The organism is Plantactinospora sp. KLBMP9567 (genome assembly GCF_033446045.1).
Taxonomy (GTDB): domain Bacteria; phylum Actinomycetota; class Actinomycetes; order Mycobacteriales; family Micromonosporaceae; genus Plantactinospora.
The window spans coordinates 84,573-107,105 of record NZ_JAWQRR010000044.1; the positions used below are offsets into that span (position 1 = coordinate 84,573).

Sequence of the window (22,533 nt, forward strand, 5' to 3'; positions counted from 1 at the left end):
GCAGCTCCGCCGACGTTGCGACCGGGGGACCGACCCGGCGGTCCGGGGTGGCCGATGGACTCACCCGGCGGTCCGGGGTGGCGGTCGAGGCGGTCGAGCTGGTCCGGACGTACGACCTGGGCGGGGTGTCGGTGACCGCGCTGCGCGGCGTCTCGCTGACCATCGCCGCCGGTGACTACGTGGCGGTCGTCGGCCCGTCCGGGTCGGGTAAGTCGACCCTGATGCACCTGCTCGGCGGGCTGGACCGGCCCACCGCCGGCCGGCTGGTGATCGGCGGTCGGGACGTCGCCACGCTGGACGCCGGCGAACTCGCCACGCTGCGCAACGAGACCATCGGCTTCGTCTTCCAGTCGTTCCACCTGCTGCCCCGGACCTCCGCCCTCGACAACGTCGCGCTGCCGCTGGTCTACCGGGGGATCGCCGGTCGGCGCCGGCGGGAGCTGGCGGCGGCGATGCTGGGCCGGGTCGGCCTCGGGCACCGGCTGGACCACCGGCCCAACCAGCTCTCCGGTGGTGAGCAGCAGCGGGTGGCGATCGCCCGGGCCCTGGTCACCGATCCGGTACTGCTGCTCGCCGACGAGCCGACCGGCAACCTGGACACCGCGACCGGCGAGTCCGTGCTGTCCCTGCTGGAGGAGCTGAACGCCTCCGACGGGGTGGCGCTGGTGCTGGTCACCCACGACCGGGAGGTCGCCGAGCGGGCGCGCCGGCAGGTCACGATGCGCGACGGCGTCCTGGTCGCACCGGCGCTGGAGCCGGAACCGGCGGCCGTACCACCTGCGCCCGGGCCGGAGGCGGGCCCACCATCGGCGGTCGGGCCGGAGGCGGGCCCACCATCGGCGGTCGGGCCGGATTCGGCGACGGTCGTGCCGGCGGCGCGGCGGGCGCCTGAGATAGTAGATCCCGCTCCCAGCGCGGAGCCCCGACGAGCGTCCGGAAGCGACTCGGGGCACCCGTGCGGGGGGGGGGGGGGGGGGGCCCCCCCCCCCCCCCCCGCACGCCGCGGGTCGAGCGGAGCCGGCCCCGGGCAGGCGGATGGCCCGGCCGCCGGGGCGGGGAGCGGCTCGTGAGGATCGCCGAGGCGTGGCGGGTCGCGCTGGACGCCCTGGCGGCGAACCGGCTGCGCAGCATGCTCACCATGCTCGGGGTGGTGATCGGGGTGGCCGCCGTGGTGGTGCTGGTCGCGATCGGCACCGGCGCCAAGCGGGAGGTGGAGCAACAGGTCGAGGGCCTCGGCTCCAACCTGCTCGTCGTGGTGCCCGGCCGGCTCGACTTCGGCGCGGCACCGGCGGTCTCCCGGCTCTCCCTGGCCGACGTCGAGGCGGTCAACCGGGTCGTCGGCGATCCGCGCCGGGTGGCGGTCACGGTCACCTCCGGCGAGACGGTACGCGCCGGCACCCGCTCGGCGTTCACCACCGTGCAGGGCGTACTGGAGAACACGCCCGAGGTCTTCGTCCGGGAACTGGACCGGGGCAGCTACCTGACCTCGTCCGATGTGGACACGAGTCGCCGGGTGGCGGTGCTCGGCGCCACGGTCGCCGGTACCCTCTTCGGCGACCGCGAACCGGTCGGGCAGCAGGTCGCGATCGCCGGCGTACGGTTCCGGGTGGTCGGGGTCTTCGCCCCGCTCGGCCAGAGCCTCGGGGTGGACCGGGACGACGAGGTGCACATCCCGGTCACCGCCGCGCACCGGCTCTACGGCACCCAGCGGATCGACGGGATCGCGATCAAGGCGCCGGACCGGGAGGAGATCGACGACCTCGGGGCCCGGGTCGTCGCCGAGCTGACCCGACGGCACCCGGACACCGAGTTCAGCGCGGTGACCCAGGAGCAGATTCTCGGCGTACTCGGGGACATCCTCGGGGTGCTCACCGGGGTACTGGCCGCGATCGCCGGCATCTCGCTGCTGGTCGGCGGCGTCGGGGTCTCCAACATCATGCTGGTCTCGGTACGCGAACGGACCCGGGAGATCGGCCTGCGCAAGGCGGTCGGCGCCCGCCCCCGGGACATCGGGATCCAGTTCCTGCTGGAGGCGGTGCTGCTGACCGCGCTCGGCGGGGTGCTCGGGATGGGGCTCGGGGTGGGCGCCGCGCTGCTGGTGGCCGCCCTCTCCCCGGTACCGGCGGTGGTCACCTGGTGGTCGCTGGCGCTCTCGTTCGGGGTCTCGGCGGCGGTCGGGATCATCTTCGGGGTGGTACCGGCGCAGCGGGCCGGGCGGTTGGACCCGGTGATCGCGCTGCGCGCCGAATGATCCTTCTCGACCTTCCTTGCGGTCCGGCGCACCGCACGCACGGACGCGGTGCGCGGTTCAGGTGGGAAAAGGCTCGATGACGGATTCCCACGGGCCGACGGACGAGCCAGTGATGATCAATTGCCCGAAGGGATCGCGCCGGTCACAGCCGCCCCGTTACCGTACTGGTAACACGCGCGTAGCTGCGGCGCGGAAGCATCCCGCCGGGCGGCACGCGCCGGGGATTGGGATGGGTTGGTGAGCCATGGCAGGATCACCACAGCCGGACAGCCGAATGCCGGAGGTCAGGTTTCTGACCGTCGCCGAGGTGGCGACGCTGATGCGGGTCTCGAAGATGACGGTCTACCGGCTGGTGCACTCCGGCGAGCTGACCGCGGTGCGGGTCGGCCGGTCGTTCCGAGTGCCGGAGCACGCCGTGCACGACTATCTGCGCGGTGCCTTTCAGGAGACCGCCTGACGGCGCAGCGATGGCGTCGCGACGTCCCGGAGCGCTCCGGGCGGTTCCTCGTGGGGGCGCTTTGGCCCGGCTGATGGCCGAGGGCTAGTCTGGACCGCGACCGTGGCCACGTGCCGATATGGGTGCGAGCCCGTTGTGCCGGCCCGGTCCGTTGTCCAGCTCGGTAGCCGGCCGCACCCGCGGGTGAGGCCGGTCCGATCAGCACGTCGCATCAGAAGGGCTGTCGTATGGGCTCGGTGGTCAAGAAGCGCCGCAAGCGCATGGCCAAGAAGAAGCACCGCAAGCTGCTGCGCAAGACCCGCGTCCAGCGTCGCCGTCTCGGTAAGTGACCCCGGCCGGGCGCCTGCCCGGCCGGTGGTGAGCCGGTCAGACTGTCGACCTTCGGAGGCCCACGTGACGACGTCGCGGCGGTCCGGGCCCGGCCCGGGTCGTCCCGTGCGGAGCGCGAGGTGACCCCCGGTAGCACTCCCAATGCGCCGGGGGTCGTCGTGGTGACCGGAGTCAGCCGGTTCCTCGGCGCGCACGTCGCGGCGCGGCTCGTCGCCGACGCCCGGATCGCCCGGGTCGTCGGTCTCGACGTGCACGAACCGGCGGACGAGATCGCGGAACTACTCGACGGCGTCGAGCGGGTCCGGGCCGACGCCGGCGCGGTGAGCACCATCATCGACGAGCTGGGTGCCGATGCCGTCGTGCACCTGGCGCTGGTCACCGCGGCTGATCCGCAGCACGGCGGCCGGGCGGCGATGAAGGAGCAGAACGTCATCGGCACGATGCAGTTGCTCGCCGCCGCCCAGCGGGCGCCCCGGCTGCGCAAGCTGGTCGTCCGGTCGTCGACCGCCGCCTACGGGGCGTCGTTCCGGGACCCGGCCGTCTTCACCGAGGACACCGAGCCCCGGGCCGTGCCGCGTGGCGGCTTCGCCCGGGACATCCTCGACATCGAGGGGTACGTCCGCGGCTTCCGGCGGCGCCGCCCCGACGTCACCGCCACGGTGCTGCGCTTCGCGCCCTTCGTCGGCTCGATGGCCAACACCACGCTGACCAGGTATTTCGCTCAGCCCGTGGTGCCGACCGTGCTCGGTCGTGACCCCCGGCTCCAGTTCGTGCACTTCGACGACGTGCTGGAGGTGCTGCACCGGTCGGTGGTGGAGGAGCACCCCGGGACGTACAACGTCGCCGGGCCGGGAGTGTTGGCGCTCTCCCAAGCGATCCGCCGGGCCGGCCGGGTCGCCCTGCCGGTGGTGGAGCCGGGGCTCTCCGGCGCGGCCGGGCTCGCCCGGGTGCTGGGCTTCGCCCGCTACGGGCTCGACCAGGTCGACCTGTTCGTGCACGGCCGGGTGGTCGACACCACCAGGCTGACCACGGAGTACGGCTTCACTCCGCGCTCCACCGCCGCCGCCTTCGACGAGTTCATCGCCAGTCACCGCGACGGTACGGTGCTCGGGCCGGAGCAGCTCCGCCGGGCCGAGCAGGTGATCATGGATGGCATCCGGCACACCCGGGCCACGGTCCGGGACCGGATCACCCAGCTCGGCGCAGTCGACGGTGCCGGGCCTGCGGAGCGGGGCGGACGATGACCGGCGACGACCGGCGGCCCACCGGCACCGGAAACGGCGAGGACGCAGGGGCGCGGCACGATCCGGGAAACCCCCCGGACCGATACTCCGCGCCCGCGGAGCAGGACGGCACGGAGCTGGAGCGGTCGGCGCGGCGCAACGGGCACCGGTCCGGCCCGGCCGGGCCGTCGGTGCCCGACCGGCCGGGCGACGTCTGGGACCGGCGGGTCGCCGCCGGGCTGGCCTTCCTGCGCCGGCGCCTCTCCGGGCAGTACGAGGTCGACGAGTTCGGCTTCGACCCCGAGCTGACCGACCAGGTCTTCCATCCGGTGCTGCGCCGGCTCTACCGCGACTGGTTCCGCACCGAGGTCTACGGCGTGCACCGCCTGCCGGTGGACGGTGCCGGGCTGGTGGTCGGCAACCACTCCGGCACGGTCGCGATGGACGCGCTGGTGCTGGCGGCCGTGCTGCACGACCGGCACCCGAAGCACCGCTACCTGCGGCTGCTCGGGGCCGACCTGGTCTTCCGGATGCCGGTCGTCTCCGAGCTGGTCCGCAAGACCGGCGGCACCGTGGCCTGCAACCCGGACGCGGAGCGGCTGCTCGGCCGGGGTGAACTGGTCGGCGTCTTCCCCGAGGGCTTCAAAGGTGTCGGCAAGCTCTACGCGGACCGCTACAAGCTGCAACGGTTCGGTCGGGGCGGCTTCGTCTCCGCCGCGCTCCGCACCGGGACGCCGATCATCCCGGTGGCGATTGTCGGCGCGGAGGAGACGTACCCGATGCTTGCCGACATCAAGCCGCTGGCCCGGCTGCTCAAGCTGCCGTACTTTCCGGTGACGCCGACCTTCCCGTGGCTCGGCCCGCTCGGCGCGGTGCCACTGCCCAGCAAGTGGCTGATCGAGTTCTGCCCGCCGATCCCCACCGATCACCTGGTCGACTCCGCCGACGATCCACTGGTGGTCTTCAACCTCGCCGACCAGGTCCGGGAGACCATCCAGCAGACCCTGCACCAGTTGCTGGAGAGGCGGCCCGACCCGTTCGGCCCCTGAGCGGCAGCCCGACCGGGGGCGGTTACCGGGTCAGCCGGCGACGCATCGCCAACCCCGCCGTCACCGCGCCGGCCACCAGCCCGGCGGCCACGGTCGAGGGTACGGCGATCCGGGCCGCCTTCCGCCCGGTCCGGAAGTCGTGTACCGCCCAACCGCGTTCCCGGGCGTGCCGGAGCAGCGTGCCGTCCGGGTTGATCGCCACCGCCCGGCCGACGGTGGAGAGCATCGGCAGGTCGTTGGCGGAGTCGCTGTAGGCGGCGCACCGGTCCAGGTCCAGCCCCTCCACCGTGGCGAGCTGGACCACCGCGTCCGCCTTCGCCGGCCCGTGCATCAGGTCGCCGACCAGCCGCCCGGTGTACGCCCCGTCGCGGATCTCGGCGACGGTGCCGAGCGCACCGGTCAGGCCGAGCCGGGCCGCGATGATCCGGCCGATCTCCACCGGGGCGGCGGTGACCAGCCAGACCCGCTGGCCGGCGTCCAGGTGCTGCTGGGCCAGGGCTCGGGTGCCGGCCCAGATCCGGGGTGCCATCAGCTCGTCGAAGATCTCCTCGGTGAGCCGTTCGACGTCCTCGACCCGCCAACCGGCGACGAAGGCCAGCGCCGCCTCCTTGACCCGGGACATGCTGCCGGGGTGTTCGACGGCGAGCACCCGGAACCGGAGCTGCTGCCAGCCGAACCGGACCAGGTCACCGGTGGTGAGGTAGTTGCGGGCCGCCAGACCGCGGGCGAACCAGTAGATGGAGGCGCCCTGCATCACCGTGTTGTCCACGTCGAAGAAGGCGGCGGCCCGGGGGTCGGTCCGGGCCGAATCCGCGGGTGGGGCGTCCGGCCCCGCGTCGGCCCAGCCGGCGGTGTGACCGTGGTCGTCGGTGCTGACCGTCACCTTGCGGGCTCGGGCCACGCGGGAACCTCCTCGCTACGGGTACACAGCGAGGGTAGCCGGATCCACCGAGGCGCACCCGGAGTCCCGGACAGCCGGGCCGGTGCGGGCGATGGTCAGCCGCCGACCCGGTGCACGGGCTCGGTGGTGCTGGGGTCCCGTACCGCCGGTGGCTGGTCCTGGCTGGGCGTCGGAGCCGGTGGCCTGGGCGCCGAGGTACGGTCCGGGGCACTCGGCGGCTCCTCCGGGGTACGGCTGCCGCCGTCCCCCTCGGCGGCCGGTGGCAGCCCGTCCGGCGGCGTACCGGCCGGGCCACGGCTGACCGGGCAGGTCCGGGGAAGCGGGCCGATCGAGTCCTGCCGACCGATCGCGCCGACTCCGCAGGCGAGCGCGGCCCGGAGGCTCTCGGACCGGTGCTGCACGTCGTCGAGGAGTTCCAGCGAGTCGTTGGCGCGACTGCGGGTGGCCCGGGTGGTGTCCTCGAAGAGGCGGGCGACCTGCGGGCGCTGCTGGCGCAGGAAGCTGTCCACGGCGTCGAGCGCGGCCGGGTCCTGGCGCTGCACCGCCGCGCTGGTCAGCAGCTTGATGCCCTGCCGGGTGTCGGCGTCCATGTCCTCCAGGACGGCGGAGAAGCCGAAGTTCTGCCCGCCGACCGCGACCGCCTCGGCGAGCCGGGTACGCGCGAAGTCGAGGAAGAGCTGCCCGCGACTCAGGTCGGAGCTGGCCAGGGCGAGCTGGGCGCGTTCGGTGTGCCGCTTCATGCCGTACAGCGCGTCGCCGGGTACGGCGTTCTCACTGGCGGCGGACATCCCGGAGACCGCGATCGCGCCGACCGCGACCCCGATGACGACAGCGCCGCGGGCCCGGGCCCGGGTGCGTGGACCCCGGAACGCGGGTTGACCGGCCCGGCGGGTGGCGGGTTGGCCGCCGCCGTCGACGATGGCGTCGTCGCTGGCGGTCGCGCCGATCCCTTCCCGCTCGGCGGTGGCGACGAGCATGGCGCGCAGACCGGCCCGGAAGTCGGGGTCGACCTCGACGGTGGACTGCACGTCCCTGAGGCGTTGCCCGACAGCCAGCGGCTGTGCCAGGTCGTCGTCGACCCGGGACCGGACGTGGTGGCGACGGCCTCCGTTGGCCTCGTCGAGCAGCTGCGCGAAGCGCTCGGCGCGTTGGCGGTAGAAGGTCTTCCAACTCACCGCCGACACCTCCCTTCGCTGGTCGCGATGCTGCGGTCGGCCCGTCTCGCCGTCCGGGTACGACGGTGGCTGACTTCAGGACCAGGCCACGGTGCCCGAGGCCGGATCCGCTCTCCGACCGACCGGTCGGAGGGATGTCAGGCCAACCGCCGGTCGCACCCGGACAAACGGTCGGCGGGGTCGACCGGTTACGGGCCGGCGGCGGGAAATACTACGAAGAGTGAGCGGAGTCACGGAGCGCCGACGGCGGCCGTGACAGCGCCTCACGGCTGGAATCCGTCCGGCAGCAACCTGGCCAGTGCCCGGACCGCGCGGTACTGCAGAGCCTTGATCGCGCCCTCGTTCTTGCCCATCGCCTGGGCCGTCTCCGCCACCGAGAAACCCTGTAGAAATCGCAGAACGATGCATTCCTGCTGCTCGGGGTTGAGCTGCTTGACTGCGGTCAGCAGGGCGACGTTGGTGATGTGCTCGACGACGGCCGCCTCCGGGCTTCCCTCCGGCCCCCGATCCTCGCGGTCCGCATCCAGAACGTCACCCGTAGTAACTTCCAGGCGGTATCGGCCGGACTTGAAGTGGTCCGCGACGAGGTTCCGGGCGATCGTCACCAGCCAGGCACCCAGGTCACGGCCCTGCCAGGTGAAGCTGCCGATCCGTTTCAGCGCCCGTAGGAAGGTGTCCGAGGTGAGGTCCTCGGCGAGCTGCCGGTTGCCGACCCGGAAGTAGACGAACCGGAAGACGGTGTCGACGTACCGGTCGTAGATCAGGCCGAACGCCTCGGGTTCGCCGGCCTGGGCCCGTTCCACCAGTGCCCAGACCTCCCGGGCCGGATCCGAGGGGTCCGGCCGGTCCGGGTAGCCGGTCGGCGAGCTGCCGCCCGAACCCGTCGACTTCTCGGTCGCCGGCACCACCGGCAGTACCGCGGTCTCGGTCTCCGACATTGCGGGCTGGGCGGGCGGTGCCGCGGCGCCCGGCTGGGCGGGCATGGCCGGCCGGGTCGGACTGGCCACCCGGCCCCCGACCGGACGGGCGTTTCCGCCCGGCGTGTTGTGCCGGGGCGGGGTCTCGTTCGGATGCGGGCGGTTCCGGGTCCGCTTCGAGCCGCCGTCGCCGCGTACCGCGAGGCTCAGCATGTCGTCCATGGACACCCGGAGCCGGTCGAGGCCCTCGGTCAGGGCGAGGCGGGTGTTCCGGGGGGCGCCGCCGGTCGCTCCGCCGACGTATCCGTATGTGCTCACTGGACCTCCCCGGCCGGCCGAGGCCGCGGGACCGGTCGCCGGGATCCGGCCGCGATGGGGGCCGTACCCGCGCCGGGGTCGGCGCGATCCGGCACGGCAGTTCCGGGGTGCGCCGTACGACGGCACACGCCCCACAGCTGCTGGTGCAGTGCTCTCACAGGCACGGCGGCCTCCTCGGGCTGAGGGGTGTCGACTCACGGCAAAAGGGGTGAGCCGACCCGAGTGATGATAGGGCCAACGTCACCCATGTGCGGCAAGTCCGTTACACAGAGCCAAAGTATTTCCAGAAGCCACCCGAACGGGGCGCACAGCTTGTGCGCTGTCAGATGCCTGACAGTGCGGTAGTGAGGGCTCTGAACAGGGAAAACGTGGAAACACGCCAATGCGCGGCGGGCCTTGGGCGCGCCGCCGCGAACGTGTTAGGAGAAGTCCACCGTGCTGGGGCACCGATATCCGAAACCCGTTACGGTCTGCTGGACCGTACCCCGGGTAAGCGGAGAAGTCGAGGGAAGTTCCACGTCGAGAGAACTTCCACCGACGTCGTCGGCGTGTGGCGTACCGGCGGGTCCGGGATGGCCGGTCGGGCGACCGCTGGGCACCGGCGACGGTCGGAGTACGCGTCGCTTCCGGCACTGTGCCAGACTCAGCGACCGTGCAGGATGGACCGGACACCCCCGCCGAGCCAGCCGCGGTCACCCTGGCCGACCGGGTACGCCTGGCCGCCGCCAGTCGACCCGACCGACCCGCACTGCTCTGGCCGGACGGCGTACTGAGCTGGGCCGAACTGGACAGTGCGGTGGACCGGGTCGCCGCCGCGCTGCGCGGCCGGGTCGCGGGGCCGGCCGACAGCCATCCGGCCCGGGTCGCCATCGCACTGCCCAACTCGCCCGACTTCGCGGTGGCGTTCTTCGGTGCCCAGCGGGCCGGGCTGGTCGCGGTGCCGGTGAACCCGGCGCTGACCGGTCCGGAGCTGCGGCACATCCTGGCCGACTCGGCGGCGGCCGTCCTGATCTGCACCGGACAGGTCCGGGCGGCGGTCGACGCGGTACGGGCCGAGCTGCCGGCACTGACCGAACTGCACACCGCACTGCCGGAACCGGGCCCGGGGGTGGTGCCGGGCGGCGGCGACCCGGCCGGCCGGCCGGTCCGGACAGACCCGGAGGCGGTCGCGGTGCTGCTCTACACCTCCGGCACCACCGGCGAGCCGAAGGGGGCGATGCTGTCCCACCGGGCGCTGCTCGCCAACCACGAGCAGATCGACCGGATCTCCCCGTCGGTGGTCGGGCCGGACGACCGGGTGCTGCTGGCTCTTCCGCTCTTCCACGCGTACGGGCTGAACGCCGGGCTGGGCGCGGTGGCGTACCACGGGGCGTGCGGGGTGCTGGTCGACCGGTTCGACGCGGCAGCCGTACTGGAGGTGGTCGCCCGGCGCCGGGTGAGCGTGCTGGTCGGCGTACCGTCGATGTTTCTCGGTTGGACGATGCTGCCGGACGCCCCGGCGGCGGCCGGGGTGCCGGCCGGCCCGGCGCTGCGCACCGCGATGGCCTCGGTGCGGGTCGCGATCTGTGGCGCCGCCCCGCTGGCCGTCAGCGGCGCGGCCCGGTTCGCCGAGGCGACCGGCCGGCGGATCCAGGTCGGATACGGCCTCACCGAGACCGCTCCGGTGCTCACCACCACGCTCTCCGGCCCGACGGCGAAGCCGAACTCGATCGGCCGGCCGATCCCCGGCGTCGAACTGCGGCTCGTCGCCGCCGACGGCGAGGAGCTGTGGCGGGACGGCTCCACCGTCGAGCCGGCCGACGACGGCGACGGCGCGGACGAGCCCGACCTGGAGTTCTCCTCGCCCGGCACCGACCCCGGCGAGATCGTGGTCCGGGGCGCCAACCTCTTCTCCGGCTACTGGCCGGACGGGCACGGCGGGCCGGACCCGGACGGCTGGTGGCGGACCGGCGACGTGGCGTACGCCGACGCCGGGGGCGACCTCTTTCTGGTGGACCGGCTCGGCGAACTGATCCTGGTCAACGGCTTCAACGTCTATCCGCAGGAGGTCGAACGGGTGCTCGGCGCCCATCCGGAGGTGGTCGAGTCGGTGGTGTTCGGGGTACCGCACCCGGTGGCCGGGGAGGCGGTCACCGCGTACGTCGTACGGGCCCCGCAGAGCAGCGTCTCGGCCGCCGAGCTGGCCGCGTACTGCGCCGGCAGCCTGGCCCGGTTCAAGTGCCCGAGCAGGATAGAGTTCGTCGGGTCCCTGCCGCTCTCCGCGATCGGCCGGGTACGCAGATCGGTGATCCGGCAAAGGGGCGCGAGTGACGACGAGTGAGCCACGGCTGACCCTGATCACCCGGCCCGGCTGCCACCTCTGCGAGGTGGCGAAGGAGGCCGTGGACCGGGTGGTGGCGGTGACCGGCGACCGGTGGACCGAGCTGGACGTCACCGGCGACCTGGAGCTGGAGCGGGAGTACGGCGACCGGCTGCCGGTGGTGCTGCTCGACGGTCTGGAGCACGGCTATTGGCGGGTCGAGGAGGAGCGCCTGCTCCGCGACCTGACCACCCCCCGCGCCTGACCGCCTTTCCCGCAACCGGCCGCCCCCGCACGACGGTCCCGGCGCGGGCGTGTGACGTCGGTGACTTCCCGTCCCGCCGTCCGGCCGCGGCCGTGGGCCCGGTCGGGGTCTCCGCGTATCGTGCTCGGATGCGTGAGCACCTCGTCTGGGACTGGAACGGCACCCTGCTCGACGACCTGACCCTGGTGGTCGCCGCCACCAACGTGGCCCTGGCCGGTGCCGGCGGGCCCGAGGTGACCGCCGAGGAACACCGTACGCAGTTCCGCCGGCCGATCGCGGACTACTACGCCGAGGTACTGGGCCGGGCCGTGGACGCCGAGGAGTTCAGCCGGCTGGACCAGCTCTTCCACGAGGCGTACCGGGTCGGGCTGGCCAGCTGTGAGCTGGCCGCCGACGCCACCAAGGCCATCCAGACCTGGACCGGTACCCAGTCGCTGTTGTCGATGTGGTTCCACGAGGAGCTGGTGCCGGCGGTCGACCGGTACGGGTTGACCGCCGTGTTCCGTCGGGTCGACGGCCTGCGCGGCAGCGTCGGCGGCGAGCGCAAGGCCAGCCACCTGGCCCGGCACCTGGCGGCGTTCGGTATCGAGGGAACGTCGGCGGTGCTGATCGGCGACTCGATCGACGACGCCGAGGCGGCCGACTCGGTGGGCGCCCGCTGTGTCCTCTACACCGGTGGGTTCACCGACGCGGCCCGGCTGCGTGCCGGCGGCTGGCCGGTGGCCGACTCGCTCACCGAGGCCGTCGAACTGGCCGCCAAACTGGACTGACCTCTGGGCTTGCGCCTCTGGCCGACGCCGGGGAACTGCGCCCGGTCGCCGGCCCGGTTACGCCGTCCGGGCTGGCGCGCGGGCGGGCCGGGTCACCTCTCCCGGTGCGGGTCCCGCCGGGCAGGCCGGGTCAGCCGCGCAGGTAGGCGAGGACGGCGAGGACCCGGCGGTGCTGCTCCTCGTCCGGCGGCAGTTGCAGCTTGGTGAAAATGTTCCGCACGTGCTTCTCCACCGCGCCGTCGCTGACCACCAGGGCCCGGGCGATGGCGGTGTTCGACCGGCCCTCGGCCATCAGCCCGAGCACCTCCCGCTCGCGCGGGGTGAGCTGCCGCAGCGGGTCGTCCCGGCGACGCCGGACGAGTAGCTGGCCGACCACCTCCGGGTCGAGCACGGTGCCGCCGCCGGCCACCCGGCGTACCGCGTCGAGGAACTCGTCGATCGCCGCCACCCGGTCCTTGAGCAGGTAACCGATCCCACCCCCACCGACGCCGCCGGGCTTGACGGTGGCGAGCAGGTCGTCGGCGTACGACACCTCGACGTACTGGGAGAGGACCAGGATCGGGGTCCGGGGTACCCGCTGTCGGGCCTCCACCGCCGCCCGCAGCCCCTCGTCGGTGTGCGAGGGCGGCATCCGGACGTCCACGATCGAGACGTCCGGGCGGTGCGTGACGATGGCCTCGACCAGGGTCGTACCGTCACCGACCGCGGCCACCACATCGTGGCCGTGCTCGGTCAGCAGGCGGATCAGACCCTCCCGGAGGAGGACCGCGTCATCGGCGATCACTACGCGCATGATGTTGTTGTCTACCACCGCCGGCCCGTCCGGCGGGCATTCGCGGCCGTCGGGCGTGGCCCCGGCCGGTGCCGGTGCGGTGCCGGAGGGGGCGCCGGAGGGGCTCAGCACGGCAGCTCGGCCCGGATCTCGGTCGGCCCGCCGACCGGGCTGAGCACGGTCAGGGTGCCGTCGTTGGCGCGTACCCGGTCGGCGAGCCCGGCCAGACCGTGTCCCTTGGAGAGGTGCGCGCCGCCCTCGCCGTCGTCGATCACCACTATCCGCAGCGACCGCTCCTCGCGGGTCACCGTCAACCAGCACTCGGTGGCCCGGCTGTGCTTGGCGACGTTGGTCAGCGCCTCGGCCACCACGAAGTACGCCGTCGACTCGATCGCCGGGTCGGGCCGGCCGTCCGCGGTGCCGAGCCGGGGGTCGACGGCGAGCTCGACCGGGATCAGACCGCGCCCGGCGAGCGCCGCCAGGGCGCTGGGCAGGCCCCGGTCGACCAGGATCGGCGGGGCGATGCCCCGGGACAGTGCGCGCAGCTCGGCGAGGGTGTCCCGGGTCTGCGCGAGCGCCTCGCCGAGGGTCTGCCGGGCAGCCTCCGGGTCGGAGTTGAGCTGCTGCTGCGCCCGGCTCAGGTCCATGGCCAGCCGGACCAGCCGTTGCTGCGGCCCGTCGTGGATGTCCCGTTCCAGCTTGCGCAGCGCGGTGGCCTCCGCCGAGACCGCGGCCCGCTTCTGCTCCTCCAGTACGGTGATCCGGTTGCGCATCTCCGCCACCCCGGTCAGCAGCGCGCGACCGAGCCCGGCCTGCATCAGGGCACAGCCCCGGACCACCAGCGGCAGGGTGATCAGGAAGAACACTCCGAGCGCGGTGTTCAGCCCGATCCGGGCGGCGGCGCTGTCACCCAGTCCGAGCAGCTCGGGCAGGCCCTCGTCGCCCGGGCTCTGCGGGATCGCCCAGTCGTACGCCCAGTAGAGCGAGCCGCCGATCGCACCGGCCCACCAGACCACGGTGATCACGAAGGTGCCGAGCGCCACCACCAGCCGTACCCAGCCGTGCGCGAGGTCGAGCCAGGACTGCGCGTCGGCGATGGGTACGAAGATCCGCCGCCACGCGCTGGCCCCGGGCTCGGCGGTGCGGTAGTTGGGGCGTACCCGGGGCTGCCGGAGCACCGCCGGCATCCGCAGCCGTTCGATGTCGGCGAACCCCCGGGCCGCGTAGAGGGTGCCGGCCAGGATCGGCAGCCCGGTCACCGTCACTGCCAGCCCGGCGCTGAGTGCGACCCCGGTGACGAGCACGACGAAGCTCGCCAGTGCGAGGGGGAGGCCGAGGAACACATAGCCGGAGTCGATGGCGAGTTGGCGTAGCACGGTGCGGCCGGCGCCGGGTTCGGCGCCGGCGGCCACGCTGGTGGCGGTGGTCGTGGTCATGTTCTCGACGCTAGGCATCGGCGCGGTCGGTCCCCATCCCATCGGCTGGCCTCTTCACGGTAGGGCTGTCCCCACCCGGGACGAAATCCGCGCGCCCCCGGCCCCTCGTCGGCGCGGGCGAGCGCCGGAAGGGACGACGGCGGCGGGCCCCTCGGCCGTCACCACCGGCTCTGCCCGTCCGGTCGGGCTCCCCGGGTGCCGTTCGGATCGGAAGTCCGGCAGCCGGCAATCCGCTGAGCGCCAAGGGTTTGTCGTCGAATGTAATGGTGGTTTCAGGAAATCCGCGGCGCGTCGTGATTGCTGGCTCGGCGGAAAGAGCTGGCCGATCGGCCGGCGCGATAGCGGCGAGTTGGTCAGATAAGTCGGACTTAGGTAATAATCGCCGTGGCGGCTCCGGTTGGGTCGCGAACTGATCTTGTAAGTGGAGGCCCGGGTGGGGCGTTATCGCGGTCTATCAAGATCGCGATTTGTGCGTGTCTTCACAAGCGCCTACTCTGTTACTCCGACGAGCCCTGCTAGCACAGCCGGTCATGGCGGCCGCCAGCGGGTCCACCGGAACGACCCGCCGGTCCGGCTGGTCGAAGATCGCACGGCACGGAGTCGCATGAGTCAGCACCGCCCCGTAGGCACGCCCGGCCGCGCCGGTGCCGTGCCGGCGCTTCCGGATCTCCCTGAGGCGACGGTCGCCCGGCTCCCCGAATACCTACGTGCCCTGCACAATCTCGCGGAAACCGGCAACGACACGGTCTCCAGCGAGGAACTGGCGGCGGCGGCCGGGGTCAACTCGGCGAAGCTGCGCAAGGACCTCTCGCAGCTCGGGTCGTACGGCACCCGGGGCGTGGGCTACGACGTCGCCCTCTTGATCGACCAGATCGAGTTCGTGCTCGGGCTCACCCAGTGCCGGGCGGTGGCCCTGGTCGGTGTGGGTAATCTCGGTCACGCCCTCGCCGGGTACGCGGGCTTCGCCGGCCGCGGCTTCCGGATCGCGGCGCTCTTCGACGCCGACCCGGCCCGGCTCGGCGAGATGATCAACGGACTGGTCGTCCGGCACATCGACGAGCTGCCGCAGGTGGCCGCCGAGGAGAGCATCGCGATCGGCGTGATCGCCACCCCGGCCACCGCCGCGCAGAGCGTCGCCGACCAACTGGTCGCGGCCGGGGTGACCAGCATCCTCAACTTCGCGCCGTGCGTGCTGGCGGTGCCGGACGGGGTCGACGTCCGCAAGGTCGACCTTGCGATCGAGCTGCAGATCCTCTCCTTCCACGAGCACCGCAAGGCGGCGCTGACCGGGCTGCCGGCGACCGCCGGACCGGGCACCGCGCTGGGCACACCGAACGGCACCACGCGGGGCGGCGCCGCCCCGGCAGGGCTGACCGCCCTGCCCGGCGGGCTCGCCGCCACCGGCACCACCGAGGCAGCGCCCGCCGGGACACTCCGGTCGACGAACGCGGAGGCGGTCGGTTCATGAATCTACTTGTCGTCGGTGCGTCGCACCGCACCGCGCCGGTCGCCATCCTGGAGCGGTTGGCCGTCGCCGGCACCGAGCTGCCGGAGATCCTCGCCCGGCTGCTCGCCCAGCCGTACGTCGGCGAGGCGGTCGTCGTCTCGACCTGCAACCGGGTCGAGGTCTACGCCGCCGTCACCGGCTTCCACGGCGGGCTGGGAGACATCTGCGCGGTACTGGCCGGGCACGCCGGGGCCGCCCCGGCCGAGCTGGCCAACCACCTCTACGTGCACTACGACGGCGCGGCGGTGGAGCACGCCTTCCGGGTCGCCGCCGGGCTGGACTCGATGGTCGTCGGCGAGGCGCAGATCCTCGGCCAGCTCCGGGACGCCTACCATGCCGCGAGCGAGGCCGAGGCGCCCGGCCGGCTGCTGCACGAGCTGATGCAGCAGGCGCTCCGGGTCGGGAAGCGGGCGCACGCCGAGACCGACATCGACCGGGCCGGGCAGAACGTGGTCAGCGCCGCTCTCGACCTGGCCGGCACGCACCTCGGCGGCGACATCGAGGGCCGCCCGGTGCTGGTGGTCGGGGCCGGCTCGATGGGCGCGCTGGCCGTGGCCACGCTCTCCCGGCTGGGCGCCGGCCCGGTGGAGATCAGCAACCGGGGTCACGACCGGGCGCTCCGGCTGGCCGAGGCGTACGGCGCGACGGCGGTGCCGATCGCCGAACTCCCGACCGCCCTTTCCACAGTGGACATAGTAGTCGCCGCCACCGCATCGATCGAGCCGGTCCTCACCCGGGAGACGGTGGACCGGGCACTGCGGGAGCGCGCGGCCGACCGGCCGGACCCGCTGGTGCTGCTCGACCTCGCCGTACCCCGGGACATCGAGCCGGCGGTCGCCGAACTCCCCGGCGCGATGGTGATCGACATCGACGGGCTGGCCGCGGCCCAGCCGATCGGACCGGCCGCCGCCGACACCGCGGCCGTCACCCGAATCGTCGGCTCCGAGGTCGAGGCGTTCCTCACCTGGCTGCGCGGCGCGGACGTCGCGCCGACCGTGGCCGCGCTGCGGGCCCGGGCCGACGAGGTGGTCACTGCCGAGCTGCGCCGGTTGGCCCAGCGCCGGCCGGACCTCACCGACGACCAGCGTGCCGAGGTGAGCCACACGGTGCACCGGGTGGTGCAGCGGCTGCTGCACTCGCCGACGGTACGGGTCCGGCAACTCGCCGCGGAGCCCGGCGGTGACCAGTACGCCGCCCTGCTCCGGGAACTCTTCGACCTGGAGGTGCCGGTCACCTCACAGGCGGACACCGTGCCGGAACTGGCCGCCGCCGAGCTGGCCGGAGTACCGGCCGGCAGCCGGTTGACCGGTCTCGCCGGCCTGCCCGGCCTCGGCGGCCCGCCGGAGATCGGCGGTCAGGCCGGCCTCGGTGCCGGTCCCGCCCTGCGTGCGCCGGTGCCCCGACAGCAATCCGGAGGAGAACGATGACCGAGGTTCAGGCTCCCGCCGGCCGGACCGGTGGCACCGGGTGGGCGGACCTCACCGGGCGGATCGGGGTGCTGGCATGACCGCGCTGCGGCTCGGCACCCGGGGCAGCGCCCTCGCCCTCGCCCAGTCCCGGGCGGTCGCCGATGCGATGACGGCGGCGACCGGCCGCCAGGTCGAGCTGGTCGAGGTCGTCACGGCCGGCGACCGGTCCAGCGCCCCGGTGCACCGGCTGGGCGTCGGGGTCTTCGTCTCCGCGCTGCGGGACGCCCTGGCCGCCAACGAGATCGACTTCGCCGTCCACTCTTACAAGGACCTGCCGACGGCCGGTCAGGCCGGGTTGCACATCGCGGCGGTACCCCCCCGGGAGGACCCGCGCGACGCGCTGGTCGCCAAGGACGGCCGTACCCTCGCCGAGCTGCCGCCCGGTGCCACGGTCGGCACCGGTGCACTGCGCCGGATCGCCCAGTTGCACGCGCTCGGGCTCCAGCTCACGGTGGTGCCGATCCGCGGCAACGTGGACACCCGGGTGGGCCGGGTGCGGGGCCCGAAGGCGGATCTCGACGCGGTGGTGCTGGCCCGGGCCGGGCTGGTCCGGCTGGGCCGCACCGAGGAGATCAGCGAGACCCTCGACCCGATGCTGATGCTGCCGGCACCCGCACAGGGGGCGCTGGCCGTGGAGTGCCGGGTCGACGACGCGGAACTGGTCGAGCTGCTCGGCGTACTCGATCATGCACCGACCCGGGCCGCGGTCACCGCGGAGCGGGCATTTCTGGCCACCCTGGAGGCCGGGTGCAGTGCGCCGGTCGCCGGGTACGCCGAAGTCGCCGAGGGCGACGACGGCGATGAGATCTACCTGCGCGGGGCGGTGATCAGCCCGGACGGTACCCGTGACATCCGGCTGTCCCGCACCGGTACGCCCGCCGAGGCGACGGAGATCGGTAAGGCGCTCGCCGCCGAACTCCTCGACCTCGGCGCCGACTCGATCCTCGGGGCGCCCAAGGAATCCGGCGCGAGGACCCAGCATCTTGGAGCTACAGAATGATCGGCACCCGTAAGCCCGCAGGCCGCATCGCGTTCGTCGGGGCCGGCCCCGGTGACCCCGGCCTGCTGACCCGCCGGGCGCACGGCGCGTTGATCGACGCCGACCAGGTGGTGTACGACCGCAGCGTCCCGGAGGCCCTGCTCACGGCGGTCAAGGCCGAGGCCAAGGAGGACGCCCAGTTCACCCCGGCCGAGGGGGCGCCGGGCGACGTGGCCAAGGTGCTGCTGTCGGCGGCCCGGTCCGGGTTGACCGCCGTGCACCTGGTCGCCGGTGACCCGTTCGGGCACGACTCCGTGGTCAAGGAGGTGCAGGCGGTGGCGCGTACCGCCGTGCACTTCGAGGTGGTGCCGGGGGTCGGCCAGGCCGAGGGGGTGGCCACCTACGCCGGGGTACCGCTGTCCGGGGTACGCACCGCCGCCGACGTGGACGACGTCACCGCGATGGACTTCGAGGCGCTGGCGGCGGCGGTCGGCCGTGGTTCGCTCGCGCTGGCGGTGGACGCCGGTGACCTGGCCGCGGTCCGGGACGGACTGCTCGCGGTCGGGGTGGACGGCTCCACCGCGGTCGCGGTGACCGGGGACGGCACCGGGGAGACGCAGTACACCACCACCTCGACGGTGGACAGCTTCGTCGCCGCCGCGCTCGGCTTCACCGGCCGGGTGGTGCTCACCCTGGGCGTCGGTGTCCCGCACCGGGACAAGCTGAGCTGGTGGGAGAACCGCCCGCTGTACGGCTGGAAGGTGCTGGTGCCGCGCACCAAGGAGCAGGCCGGGGTGATGAGTGCCCGACTTCGTGAATACGGCGCCATCCCGTGCGAGGTGCCGACCATCGCGGTCGAGCCGCCGCGTACCCCGGCCCAGATGGAGCGGGCGGTCAAGGGCCTGGTCGACGGCAGGTACGCCTGGGTGATCTTCACCTCGGTGAACGCCGTCCGGGCGGTCTGGGAGAAGTTCGCCGAGCACGGTCTGGACGCCCGGCACTTCGGCGGCGTCAAGATCGCCTGTATCGGTGAGGCGACCGCCGACGCGGTACGCGCCTTCGGCATCCAGCCCGAGCTGATCCCGTCCGGGGAGCAGTCGTCCGAGGGGCTGCTCGCCGAGTTCTCGCCGCACGACGAGATCCTCGACCCGGTCGGCCGGGTGCTGCTGCCCCGCGCCGACATCGCCACCGAGACCCTGGCGGCCGGGCTGACCGAGCGCGGCTGGGAGGTCGACGACGTCACCGCCTACCGGACCGTGCGGGCGGCGCCGCCGCCGGCCGAGATCCGCGACGCGATCAAGTCGGGCGGCTTCGACGCGGTGCTCTTCACCTCCTCCTCGACCGTGCGCAACCTGGTCGGCATCGCCGGCAAGCCGCACGCCCGGACGGTGGTCGCGGTGATCGGCCCGAAGACGGCGGAGACCGCCACCGAGTTCGGCCTGCGGGTGGACGCCCAGCCGGCGCACGCCTCGGTGCCGGACCTGGTCGAGGCGCTCGCGTCCTACGCGGTGGAGTTGCGGGAGAAACTGGCCGCGATGCCGGCGAAGCAGCGCCGGGGCTCGAAGGTCCAGGGCCCGACCGCGCTGCGGTTCCGGTAATCTCTGTCGGATTTGTATAGCGCCATCTGTTGTGAAGCACGCTCGGTTCTGAGGCACCATCGGTCCTAGGACGCCATCGACGGCACAGGGCCGTCGGCGGTCCCAGCGGCCCGGCAGACGCCGGATCGGGTGCCGGCCGGTCGGCCGTGAGGAGTGGTCATGTCGTACCCAGAGATCCGCCCGCGTCGGTTGCGGCGGTCCCCGGCGATCCGCCGGCTGGTCGAGGAGACCCGGCTCGCCCCGGCGGAGCTGGTGCTGCCGATGTTCGTCAAGGAGGGGCTGGCCGAGCCGAGGCCGATCGCCTCGATGCCGGGAGTGCTGCAGCACTCCCGGGAGTCGCTGCGCAAGGCGGCGGCCGAGGCGGTACACGCCGGCGTCGGCGGGATCATGCTCTTCGGGGTGCCGCTCGAGAAGGACGAGACCGGTTCCGGCGGCATCGACCCGGACGGCATCCTCAACGTGGCGATCCGGGACGTGATCGCCGAGGTCGGCGACGCCACGGTGGTGATGAGCGACCTCTGCCTCGACGAGTTCACCTCGCACGGGCACTGCGGGCTGGTCGCCCCGGACGGCACCGTCGACAACGACGCCACCCTGGCCGCGTACGCCGAGATGGGGGTGGCGCAGGCCGAGGCGGGGGCGCACGTCGTCGGGCCGTCCGGGATGATGGACGGCCAGGTCGGAGTGGTGCGGCGGGCGCTGGACGCCGCCGGGCACACCGACACCGGCATCCTGGCGTACGCGGTGAAGTACGCCTCCTCGTTCTACGGCCCGTTCCGGGACGCGGTGGAGTCGTCGTTGCAGGGCGACCGCCGCACCTACCAGCAGGACCCGGCCAACCTGCGGGAGTCGCTCCGGGAGGTACGCCTCGACGTCGCCGAGGGCGCCGACCTGGTGATGGTCAAGCCGGCCCTGCCCTATCTCGACGTGCTCGCCGCGATCCGGGCCGAGGTGGACGTACCGGTCGCCGCCTACCAGATCTCCGGTGAGTACGCGATGGTCGAGGCCGCCGCGGCCAACGGCTGGATCGACCGCGAACGGGCGGTGCTGGAGACGTTGACCTCGATCCGCCGGGCCGGTGCCCAGATCATCCTCACCTACTGGGCCGTCGAGGCGGCCCGGATGCTCCGCGACCGCTACTGAGCGCGGCTCCGCGCGGCGCTACCGGGCGGTGACGGTGGTGATGCTGAACCCGCCGTCGACCGGTGTCGCACGGGGCTGGCCGGTCGCGACCCGGATCGTCGCGGCGTCGTTCCAGGCCATACCGACCAGCGGGACGAGACTGCCCGGCCCCACCGGCGACACGCCGAGGTCCAGCGGCTGGTCGGCCCGGACCGCCCCGGTCGGCACGTCGAGGATCGTCACCCGGTGGTCGAGGCCCGCCCCCGTCTCCGCCGGGCGTGCGTAGACCGCCGCCAGCAGCCGGCCGTCCGACGACAACCGGACGGTGGCGGCGCAGGCCCGATCGATCCGCAGGTGCGCCCGGAGCCGCCGGTCGGCCAGGTCGATCACCTGGATCGCGCAGTCCGGCCCGTCCGCGTCCGGCACGGCGAGCAGCCCGGCCCGCAGGTCCCCGCGGACCGCCCAAGGCGGGTGGACGACCTCCCCCGCCGGTGCCAACACCTGAGACTCCCGCCCGGTGCCGAGTTCGTGGCCGAGGATCGCCCCACCCCGGAGCAGGTACGCCGTCCGGCCGGTGGCGCCCACCAACACGGTGTCCGGCCTGGCCGGCAGCGGTCGGTCGGCCTGGACAGCACCGTCCGCGCCGAGTACCACCAGCCTGATCGACAGTCGCTCGCCCGGCCGCAGGCCCTCCCGCGCGTCGGAGCGCAGCAGGCCGACGATTCGGCCGTCGGGCAGCCCGATGCCCTGGCTCCAGTCCGCCGGCACCGCGTGGCGGCTGAACCGGCCGTCGGAGCCGATCTCGCCGATTTCTCCCGGTCCCCTCGGGTTGGCCTGGACGAAGCCCGTCGCGTACCAGTCGGCCGATCCGACCAGTAGCCGCTGGAACGGCGTCGACCGTCCGTCATCGGTGACCGCCGTGGGTCCACCGGCGTTGCCGAGCAACTGACCGGCCAGCACCGGCACGCCGGCCACCCCGGCCGCGACCAGGCAGGCCGCCACGGCGAGCCGGCGCCGCCGCCGGCCCCGCCAGCGCCGCCGGACGAGATCCGGGCTCCCGTCGTACGCCGTCGCGGCCGTCGCGGCCCGGTGGACCGCCCTCGCCAGCTCGTCAGGTACGACGTTCATCGCTGGTCTTCCTCCTCGGTCAGCGCCGTCCGCAGCGCGGCCAATGCCCGGGCCAACCGGCTCTTCACGGTCCCCTCGCTGACTCCCAGCACGGCCGCGGTCTCCGCCGTCGACAGGTCCAGCAGCACCCGGCAGACCACGACGGTGCGCTGGGCCAACGGCAGCTCGTCGAGGGCGTCCCGGGCCGCCAGCGCCGCCGGATCGGGCGGCACAGCCACCGGATGCCGATCCTCGCTGACCGGCGGCCGCTCCCGGCGCAACTTCCGCCACCAGGAGGTCGCCCAGTTGAGACCGACCCGGTACGTCCAGCCGGCTGGGTTGTCCAGCGTGCGGACCCGGTCCCACCGGGCGTAGGCGCGGGTCATCGCCTCGTCGGTCGCCTCCCGGGCCAGACCGTCGTCGCGGAGGCTCAGCGCCAGCGCGCGGTAGACCCGGTCGCTGTGCGCCCGGTAGAACGTGTCGAACGGCTCGGCCGCGACATGCCCGGCCGGGCCGGCGACCGGCTCGCTGGCCACTGCCTCCATGTCCGGTACACGCGGGGGCGGGGTCGGGCGTTCCCGCCCTGTC

Annotated in this window: 19 protein-coding genes and 2 pseudogenes; 14 read left to right on the forward strand and 7 right to left on the reverse strand. The window is 73.5% G+C overall.

Annotation, left to right across the window (positions count from 1 at the left end):
* The first annotated feature begins 47 nt into the window (after positions 1 to 47).
* From R6Y94_RS33480 to R6Y94_RS33505, 6 genes are all read left to right on the forward strand, one after another.
* Complete coding sequence (locus R6Y94_RS33480) at positions 48 to 1,070, forward strand: ABC transporter ATP-binding protein (protein WP_318400173.1); 1,023 nt, start codon at positions 48 to 50, stop codon at positions 1,068 to 1,070.
* Positions 1,067 to 2,251: an ABC transporter permease gene (locus R6Y94_RS33485; RefSeq protein ID WP_318400175.1), complete on the forward strand. Its 1,185-nt coding sequence runs from the start codon at positions 1,067 to 1,069 to the stop codon at positions 2,249 to 2,251. Before R6Y94_RS33480 ends, R6Y94_RS33485 begins: the two co-directional genes overlap by 4 nt.
* 244 nt (positions 2,252 to 2,495) lie before the next feature.
* Positions 2,496 to 2,708, forward strand: a complete 213-nt coding sequence (locus R6Y94_RS33490) for a helix-turn-helix domain-containing protein (protein ID WP_101369425.1) — start codon at positions 2,496 to 2,498, stop codon at positions 2,706 to 2,708.
* Positions 2,709 to 2,935: 227 nt separating this feature from the next.
* The gene (locus R6Y94_RS33495) at positions 2,936 to 3,037 is read left to right on the forward strand and encodes a 30S ribosomal protein bS22 (protein WP_007465623.1); all 102 of its coding nucleotides are present in this window, start codon (positions 2,936 to 2,938) and stop codon (positions 3,035 to 3,037) included.
* A gap of 120 nt (positions 3,038 to 3,157) precedes the next feature.
* Positions 3,158 to 4,282 carry an NAD-dependent epimerase/dehydratase family protein gene (locus tag R6Y94_RS33500; protein ID WP_318400177.1) on the forward strand — a complete coding sequence of 375 codons (1,125 nt, stop codon included), beginning with the start codon at positions 3,158 to 3,160 and terminating at the stop codon, positions 4,280 to 4,282.
* The gene (locus tag R6Y94_RS33505; RefSeq protein WP_318400179.1) at positions 4,279 to 5,310 is read left to right on the forward strand and encodes a lysophospholipid acyltransferase family protein; all 1,032 of its coding nucleotides are present in this window, start codon (positions 4,279 to 4,281) and stop codon (positions 5,308 to 5,310) included. The genes R6Y94_RS33500 and R6Y94_RS33505 overlap by 4 nt, the downstream gene beginning before the upstream one ends.
* A 22-nt stretch (positions 5,311 to 5,332) precedes the next feature.
* On the opposite strand, the gene R6Y94_RS33510 is transcribed toward R6Y94_RS33505, so the two are convergent.
* The 3 genes and pseudogenes from R6Y94_RS33510 to R6Y94_RS33520 all read right to left on the reverse strand — a co-directional run bounded on the left by R6Y94_RS33510 (position 5,333) and on the right by R6Y94_RS33520 (position 8,516).
* Entirely contained in the window at positions 5,333 to 6,211 is an 879-nt protein-coding gene (locus R6Y94_RS33510; RefSeq protein ID WP_318400181.1) for an HAD-IB family hydrolase, read from the reverse strand.
* 293 nt (positions 6,212 to 6,504) lie between these two features.
* Positions 6,505 to 7,395: pseudogene (locus R6Y94_RS33515) on the reverse strand (DUF5667 domain-containing protein); the annotation flags it as partial.
* Positions 7,396 to 7,649: 254 nt separating this feature from the next.
* Positions 7,650 to 8,516: an ECF subfamily RNA polymerase sigma factor, BldN family gene (locus tag R6Y94_RS33520; protein WP_318400342.1), complete on the reverse strand. Its 867-nt coding sequence runs from the start codon at positions 8,514 to 8,516 to the stop codon at positions 7,650 to 7,652.
* A gap of 757 nt (positions 8,517 to 9,273) precedes the next feature.
* On the opposite strand from R6Y94_RS33520, the gene R6Y94_RS33525 reads away from it, so the two are divergent.
* From R6Y94_RS33525 to R6Y94_RS33535, 3 genes are all read left to right on the forward strand, one after another.
* Positions 9,274 to 10,941 (forward strand): AMP-binding protein, encoded by a 1,668-nt coding sequence (locus R6Y94_RS33525; RefSeq protein ID WP_318400183.1) that lies wholly within the window; start codon positions 9,274 to 9,276, stop codon positions 10,939 to 10,941.
* Entirely contained in the window at positions 10,928 to 11,185 is a 258-nt protein-coding gene (locus tag R6Y94_RS33530; RefSeq protein ID WP_318400184.1) for a glutaredoxin family protein, read from the forward strand. The genes R6Y94_RS33525 and R6Y94_RS33530 overlap by 14 nt, the downstream gene beginning before the upstream one ends.
* A gap of 128 nt (positions 11,186 to 11,313) precedes the next feature.
* Positions 11,314 to 11,955, forward strand: a complete 642-nt coding sequence (locus tag R6Y94_RS33535) for an HAD family hydrolase (protein WP_318400187.1) — start codon at positions 11,314 to 11,316, stop codon at positions 11,953 to 11,955.
* A 130-nt stretch (positions 11,956 to 12,085) separates the two neighbouring features.
* On the opposite strand, the gene R6Y94_RS33540 is transcribed toward R6Y94_RS33535, so the two are convergent.
* Both R6Y94_RS33540 and R6Y94_RS33545 read right to left on the reverse strand, forming a co-directional pair.
* Positions 12,086 to 12,748: a response regulator transcription factor gene (locus R6Y94_RS33540; protein ID WP_318400344.1), complete on the reverse strand. Its 663-nt coding sequence runs from the start codon at positions 12,746 to 12,748 to the stop codon at positions 12,086 to 12,088.
* A 104-nt stretch (positions 12,749 to 12,852) separates the two neighbouring features.
* Positions 12,853 to 14,163 carry a sensor histidine kinase gene (locus R6Y94_RS33545; RefSeq protein WP_318400189.1) on the reverse strand — a complete coding sequence of 437 codons (1,311 nt, stop codon included), beginning with the start codon at positions 14,161 to 14,163 and terminating at the stop codon, positions 12,853 to 12,855.
* A 604-nt stretch (positions 14,164 to 14,767) separates the two neighbouring features.
* Here R6Y94_RS33545 and R6Y94_RS33550 point away from each other — a divergent pair.
* The 5 genes and pseudogenes from R6Y94_RS33550 to hemB all read left to right on the forward strand — a co-directional run bounded on the left by R6Y94_RS33550 (position 14,768) and on the right by hemB (position 20,859).
* Positions 14,768 to 15,631 (forward strand): redox-sensing transcriptional repressor Rex, encoded by an 864-nt coding sequence (locus R6Y94_RS33550; protein ID WP_318400191.1) that lies wholly within the window; start codon positions 14,768 to 14,770, stop codon positions 15,629 to 15,631.
* Positions 15,628 to 16,953 (forward strand): annotated as a pseudogene (locus R6Y94_RS33555) (glutamyl-tRNA reductase); the annotation flags it as partial. The gene R6Y94_RS33550 and the pseudogene R6Y94_RS33555, both read left to right, overlap by 4 nt.
* 220 nt (positions 16,954 to 17,173) lie before the next feature.
* On the forward strand, positions 17,174 to 18,139 hold the full coding sequence (gene hemC, locus R6Y94_RS33560; RefSeq protein ID WP_318400193.1) for a hydroxymethylbilane synthase: 966 nt from the start codon (positions 17,174 to 17,176) through the stop codon (positions 18,137 to 18,139).
* On the forward strand, positions 18,136 to 19,716 hold the full coding sequence (locus tag R6Y94_RS33565; protein WP_318400195.1) for a uroporphyrinogen-III synthase: 1,581 nt from the start codon (positions 18,136 to 18,138) through the stop codon (positions 19,714 to 19,716). Before hemC ends, R6Y94_RS33565 begins: the two co-directional genes overlap by 4 nt.
* A 159-nt stretch (positions 19,717 to 19,875) precedes the next feature.
* Positions 19,876 to 20,859 (forward strand): porphobilinogen synthase, encoded by a 984-nt coding sequence (gene hemB, locus R6Y94_RS33570; RefSeq protein WP_318400197.1) that lies wholly within the window; start codon positions 19,876 to 19,878, stop codon positions 20,857 to 20,859.
* A gap of 18 nt (positions 20,860 to 20,877) precedes the next feature.
* Here hemB and R6Y94_RS33575 read toward each other — a convergent pair whose 3' ends face one another.
* Together R6Y94_RS33575 and R6Y94_RS33580 are read right to left on the reverse strand one after the other, a co-directional pair.
* Positions 20,878 to 21,966, reverse strand: coding sequence for a hypothetical protein (locus tag R6Y94_RS33575; RefSeq protein ID WP_318400199.1), 1,089 nt, complete (start codon positions 21,964 to 21,966; stop codon positions 20,878 to 20,880).
* A complete protein-coding gene (locus tag R6Y94_RS33580; RefSeq protein WP_318400200.1) occupies positions 21,963 to 22,481 on the reverse strand; it encodes a sigma-70 family RNA polymerase sigma factor in 519 nt (172 codons plus the stop codon). Before R6Y94_RS33580 ends, R6Y94_RS33575 begins: the two co-directional genes overlap by 4 nt.
* Positions 22,482 to 22,533 lie beyond the last annotated feature (52 nt).